Source organism: Micromonospora alfalfae, assembly GCF_022230925.1.
GTDB lineage: Bacteria > Actinomycetota > Actinomycetes > Mycobacteriales > Micromonosporaceae > Micromonospora > Micromonospora alfalfae.
In genome coordinates this window covers 1-5255 of the sequence record NZ_JAKKFH010000048.1, presented here as the reverse complement: position 1 = coordinate 5255, position 5255 = coordinate 1, and the positions used below count along the sequence as shown (strand labels likewise).

The following is a 5255-nucleotide window of genomic DNA, read 5'->3' as shown; positions in this document are numbered from 1 at the left end:
GGACAATCTTTCAGAAAGGGCCACCCCCAACAGGGGGTGGCCCTTTCTGCATTCCCCTTTTCCCCGTTTCCCTTTCCTGGTTGATCGCGACCTCGGTTCTCTGGCAATCGGGGTTACCTGGACGTTAGTGAGGCGGGTCAGGGGTCCGAGCCGCCCCGGCGCCCGCAAGGTCACGCTCGATCCTGGTTGTAGTGGTGTCCGCGCCTCATGAGGCCACTACATCCAGGATGTTGCGCGATCTTGCGGCCGGCCGGCCGCCATGGCGGCAGTCAGCGCCACTCGCGGTCAGCAGGTGAGCAGTCCGGGCCTGCGCTGCCCCCACCCCGAACCCGCGCTCCCCCTCATCCCGCGATCTTGCAGTTTCTGCGGCGATAAACCGGCTCATAGTTCGTGTTTCGACGACCAAAAGTGCAAGATCGCGGCGGTTCGGGGCTGGGCTTGGCGGCCAGGGCTGGGCCTGGCGCCCAGGGTTAGGCTCGGCCTGTGGATGAGGTTCTGATATCTGCGGTCTTCGCGGGCTGCGTTGCGGCGGTCCTGGGCATCCTCTGGTGGCTCGCGTCCCGGGTCCGTCGTCGTGGCATTGGTGGTGAGGTCATGGGCCCGTTCGAGGAGATGTGGCACCCCGCGGCGCACCGCTTCCGGGCCGAGATCCGGGTGCAGGAGACTCGCACGGTGCCGATGCCGCCGCAGGGCGGCAAGCGCAATGGGAGCGCAACGGGCACGACGGCAACACCGCCGAACTGACCCCAGAATTGTGCTGACCCAGAGCGCAGCTGACCCAGACCTGAGCTGATCCCAGAGCACGGCCGATCCAGACCTGGGCTGATCCCAGACCTGGGCTGACCCAGAGCTGGGCTGACCCAGAGCAGGGCCGACCCCAGACCTGGGCTGACCCAGAGCAGGGCTGACCCAGAGCACGGCTGACCCAGAGCACGGCTGACCCAGAGCACGGCCGACCTTAGAGCCGGGCTGATCTCAGAGCAGGGGCGAACCGGAGCGGACGGGCCTCAGGACGTCTTCGGCGCGCAGACGTAGCGGGGCTCAGCGTCGTAGCGCCAGGTGAACTTCTCCCGCTTGACCACCACGCCGCCCTTCTTGATGACCCGGAAGGCGTCCTGGGTGAAGCCGTTGATGCCGTTGGTCTCGATGCACGAGGGGCCGGGAGTCAGATGGATCTGCTTCGGTGTCGTGATGTTGCGGCGCGGTCCGTACTCGGTCTTCACGCTGTCGTAGATCTTCGTGCTCCAGATCGACACGGTGATCGTGCTGGACGTGTACGACGTGTCGATGAGTACGCCGTACTCGGTGTTGTTGCGGAACTTGAAGTCCAGGTTCGGCCAGAAGATCGTCGACTCGATGACCGCCGGGTACCTGTCGAACCAGTACGAGTGCGGCTTGTGCTCGACGTCCTCCAAGCCGGCGTAGTAGGTCGCGTTGAACAGCGTGGTGGTGAACTGGGAGGTGCCGCCTCCGACGCCCGGCACGAGCTTGCCGTCGAGGATGACAGGTGCGTCCCGGTAGCCCTGGGCGTAGCCGCGCTCGCCGGTGTGCCCGTTGAGCGAGAACGTCTTGCCAGGTAGTACGACGGTGCCGTCCACCTTCTTCGCGATGGTCGCGATGTTCTGGCTGCGGGAGGAGGCCATGCCGCCGGTGAACCGGGTGGTGAATGTCGACACCCGTTCCTTGATGCCCAGGCCGGCGAGCTTCTCCCCGGTCAGTTGCGGCGGCGTCGGCTTCAACTCGCCGGTCACCTCGCGGCCGTCCGCCTTCGGTAGTACTGCCAGCAGGTCTCGGCTGAGGGCTGCCGTGTCCAGTTGCTGCCCGGATTGCCCCTCCTTGGCGGTGGGCCGGCCGCCGGAAATCGTCATCGTCGCGTCCTTCGGTGGCACCTCGATGGCGGCCAGTTTGCCGCCGAGCGCCGCCCGCAGCCGCTTGACGTCCACCGAGGGGGTGAGCTTGCCGGTCTTGTCGGCAGCGAAGCGGAGGCTCTTCGCGATGGCGGCGGGCGGGATCGTCACCTGGCCTTTGTTGGTGCGCAGGGTGACCGGTGCGGCGACCGCCGGCTTCGCCAGTTCGGTGACCATCCGGTCCAACTCCTCCGGAGTGGTCGCCGGGTGAGTCTCGACCAGGGGCACTGTGACCGGGGCGCCGGCCAACCAGCCGGTGCGGACCACCTCGGCGGAGCGCTCCGGGTTCAGAGCCAGCCCGGGCTTGGGCTGTACGACCTTCGGCGTGGTGCCCTGATAGGTGATCGCCGGCATGGTCATGCCCTGGGCCTGGTTGCCGAGCACCTTACGTAGCGCGTCGTCCAACCGGCCCACGTCGACGGTCACCACCGGCTCGACGGTGCGGGAGCCGACCAACCGGCTGACCGGGTGCGCGTCGGCCTCGGCGGCTGCCGCGACGGTCGCCGGCACGTCGACGGTCAGCCCCACGTCGGCGGGGTTGATCTCGGCGGTGCGCCCGTCGACGCTGACCTTCAGTGGCGTGGCCAGCTCCGCCGCCCGCCGGTCCAGCTCGGCCCGCAACTCCCGGTCGGCGTCCGCGCGGCTCCGGCCGCCCAGTTCGGTGCCGAGCACGCTGGTGCCACGGGGAACATCACCGGCGTACGCCCAGGCGCCGGCACCCGCCACGGCGGCGAGGACGCCACCGGTGATGCCGGCGGCGAGCAGCATGCGCACCCGACGCGGCCGGCGCGGGCCACCGTCCGGCTCGCCGGGAGCGGCTGTGGTGACCGGCTCAGCTCCGTCGTCCGGCCAGGTGACAGCGGTGACCTGCACGGTGGGCCGGTCGTCGGCGGGTGGACTGTTTTCGCCGTACAGCGTCACTGCAACCTCGATCGCCAGGGTGCCGCGGGAGGTCCTCCCTCCCGGAGGCACCTACGGTAACGAATGCCCGGCCGTCCTCGTCGGCTGCGCCCGTCAGGCGCTGCTACCGCGTGTCGTTCGGCGTGTCGCAGTGGTCCGGGGGCGGTGCCGACGGCCGACCACCGACGTGGCACGGTGACCGGGTGGGCACTGCGGAGCGGGTGTTGGCGTACGGGGGCGGATCGCTGGACCGGGCGGGACCATTGCGCACCGACCCGACGCGGTTGGGCGCGCTGCTCACCGACGCGACCAGCGTGCTGCTGCCGATGTGGCGGGACCGTTGTCTCGTGGACGGGCACGGGCCGGTTCGGCTCAGCGCGGAGCGCGCGGCGCTGGTCCGGTCCGCCGCCGGCGAGACCGTCTTCCTGGGGCTCGATGGGGAGGCCGCCGTGTTCGCCGCGGACCTCTCCGCGCTCCCCGAGCGGTCCGCCGTCGAGATGACCGGCGCGGTGCGGTCCGTGGACGTGCGAGCCCTGGTCGGGCGGCTCGAACCCGGCGACGCGGCCGACCTGGCGTACGCCAGGGGTTTGTTGCACTGGCACCGGCAGCAGCGATTCTGCGGGACGTGCGGCGCGCCGGCCGTTGTCGGCGGCGGCGGGCACCTGCGGACCTGCACCGGCACGGAGTGCGGACGTCTGCTGTTCCCCCGGATCGAACCGGCCATCATCGTGTTGGTCGAGGCACCCGGGCGGTCGGGGCGCTGTCTGCTGGCCCGGCACGCGGGCGCGGCCGAGGACGCGTACTCGACGCTGGCCGGCTTCGTCGAGATCGGCGAGAGCCTGGAGGACGCGGTCCGTCGGGAGATGGGCGAGGAGGCTGGCGTGACCGTCACCGACGTCACCTACCAGGGGTCACAGGCGTGGCCGTTCCCCGCCGGCCTGATGGTGGGCTTCCGGGCCACCGCCACCTCCGACGAGGTACGCGTGGACGGCGAGGAGTTGCTGGAGGCGCGCTGGTTCACCCGGGCGGAGCTGCGGGACCGGGCGGCCTCGGGTCGCCCGCTCGGTCGGGTGGACTCGATCGACCACCGGCTGCTGACGGACTGGCTCGCGGAGGGCTAGTCGGCTCGGCCGCCGGAGCCGGCGCGGGCCGACGGGCCGTGACCGCCATCAGCGCGGTGGTGACGATGGCCGTGCCCACTGCCGCGAGGAGCAGACCGGGGACGGTGTGGGGCCGGAGGGTCGCGGCGACGACCACAAGGCCGGCCACGCCCACCCACAGCGGTGCCGCCGCCCAGCGCGCGCCGGCCGCGAGGCGGTCGTTGAGCAGCACGAACGTCACCGCGTAGAGCGCACCGACCGCCGCGAAGAGGGGCGCGTACCGGCCCAGGTGGTCGTAGTCGGGCCCACCGGCGAGGCGGAAGGCGAGCCCTCCGGCGAGCGTCGAGGCGAGGACCAGCACCACGCCACACCCGCCTGTCACCGCGAGCGCAACCGTTCGGCTGCGCCGGTCACCGCGGGCCAGGCGCGGTAGGGCGAGGACGGCGGCGACCTGCGGTGCCCAGAGTGCGCCCTTGCTCAGGACGGTGCCGACCGAGTACGCCCCGGAATCCGACGGGGACAGCAGTTGCCGGGACAGCAGCAGGTCGGCGTAGGAGACGACGAGCATCGCCAGTGTCGCACCACAGCCGGCGACGACCTGGGCGACGGTCAGCCGTGGGGCGGTGGACGACAGGTGGGGCTCGCGGGCGAGCCGGGCCAGCACCGCAGGGGTGAGGGCGGCGGTCAACGCGCCGACAGCCAGCGCGCCGGTCGGTCCCGCGCCGAGCAGCAACCCGGCGATCACGCCGCCGTAGCGGCCGGCGGCGAGCACTGCCATCCCGATGGCGAGTCGTACGAACCGTTGGCCACCCTGCAACTCTCCGAGGGACCGGGAGGAGAGCACTATCGCCGCGGTGGTGACCGCCAGCAGGGCGGGCATCTCGACCGGGAGATCCAGGGCGGTGACCAGCAGTGGTGTAGCCGCGACGAGGGCTCCCGCGCACACTGCGGCGGTGACCGCGGTGAGCCGTCGAGTGTCTGACGCGCCGTGCCGGGCGCGGTGCACGGCGACGGCCAGTTGCAGGCCGAGCCCGGGCACACCGACGATGGCCACCAGACCGAGGGCGGTGGCGAGCGCGCTGAGGTCGGCCGGGTCGAGCCGCCGGGCGGCCAGGACCGGCACCAGGTAGGCCAGGCCGTTGACCAGGACCCCGGCCACTGTGACGCTGACCCCGGCAGCGCCGAGGCCCGTACTCCATCCGCGTGTCGACTCCGTCTGGGCTGTCGTCTCCCGACGGACGGCTCGGCGGGGGCTCACGTGATCTCGGAGAAGGTCGGGAGCTGACCGTCGGCTGGCCCGGCCGACGGGCCGGACCTCGCCGGCTCGGCCACGTCGTGCTCGGCCGGG

Annotated in this window: 4 protein-coding genes; 2 read left to right on the top strand and 2 right to left on the bottom strand. The window is 71.5% G+C overall.

The window, feature by feature from the left end; translation table 11 throughout:
* Window positions 1-483: 483 nt before the first annotated feature.
* Window positions 484-744 (top strand): hypothetical protein, encoded by a 261-nt coding sequence (locus MED01_RS31030; protein WP_238672020.1) that lies wholly within the window; start codon window positions 484-486, stop codon window positions 742-744.
* A 263-nt stretch (window positions 745-1007) separates the two neighbouring features.
* Here MED01_RS31030 and MED01_RS31025 read toward each other — a convergent pair whose 3' ends face one another.
* Window positions 1008-2828 (bottom strand): VanW family protein, encoded by a 1821-nt coding sequence (locus MED01_RS31025; protein WP_238672019.1) that lies wholly within the window; start codon window positions 2826-2828, stop codon window positions 1008-1010.
* A 182-nt stretch (window positions 2829-3010) separates the two neighbouring features.
* Here MED01_RS31025 and nudC point away from each other — a divergent pair, with 182 nt between their 5' ends.
* Complete coding sequence (gene nudC, locus MED01_RS31020; protein ID WP_238672018.1) at window positions 3011-3928, top strand: NAD(+) diphosphatase; 918 nt, start codon at window positions 3011-3013, stop codon at window positions 3926-3928.
* Here the strand turns inward: nudC and MED01_RS31015 are convergent.
* Window positions 3825-5165: a lipopolysaccharide biosynthesis protein gene (locus MED01_RS31015; RefSeq protein ID WP_238672017.1), complete on the bottom strand. Its 1341-nt coding sequence runs from the start codon at window positions 5163-5165 to the stop codon at window positions 3825-3827. The genes nudC and MED01_RS31015 overlap by 104 nt on opposite strands.
* Between the last annotated feature and the right edge of the window lie 90 nt (window positions 5166-5255).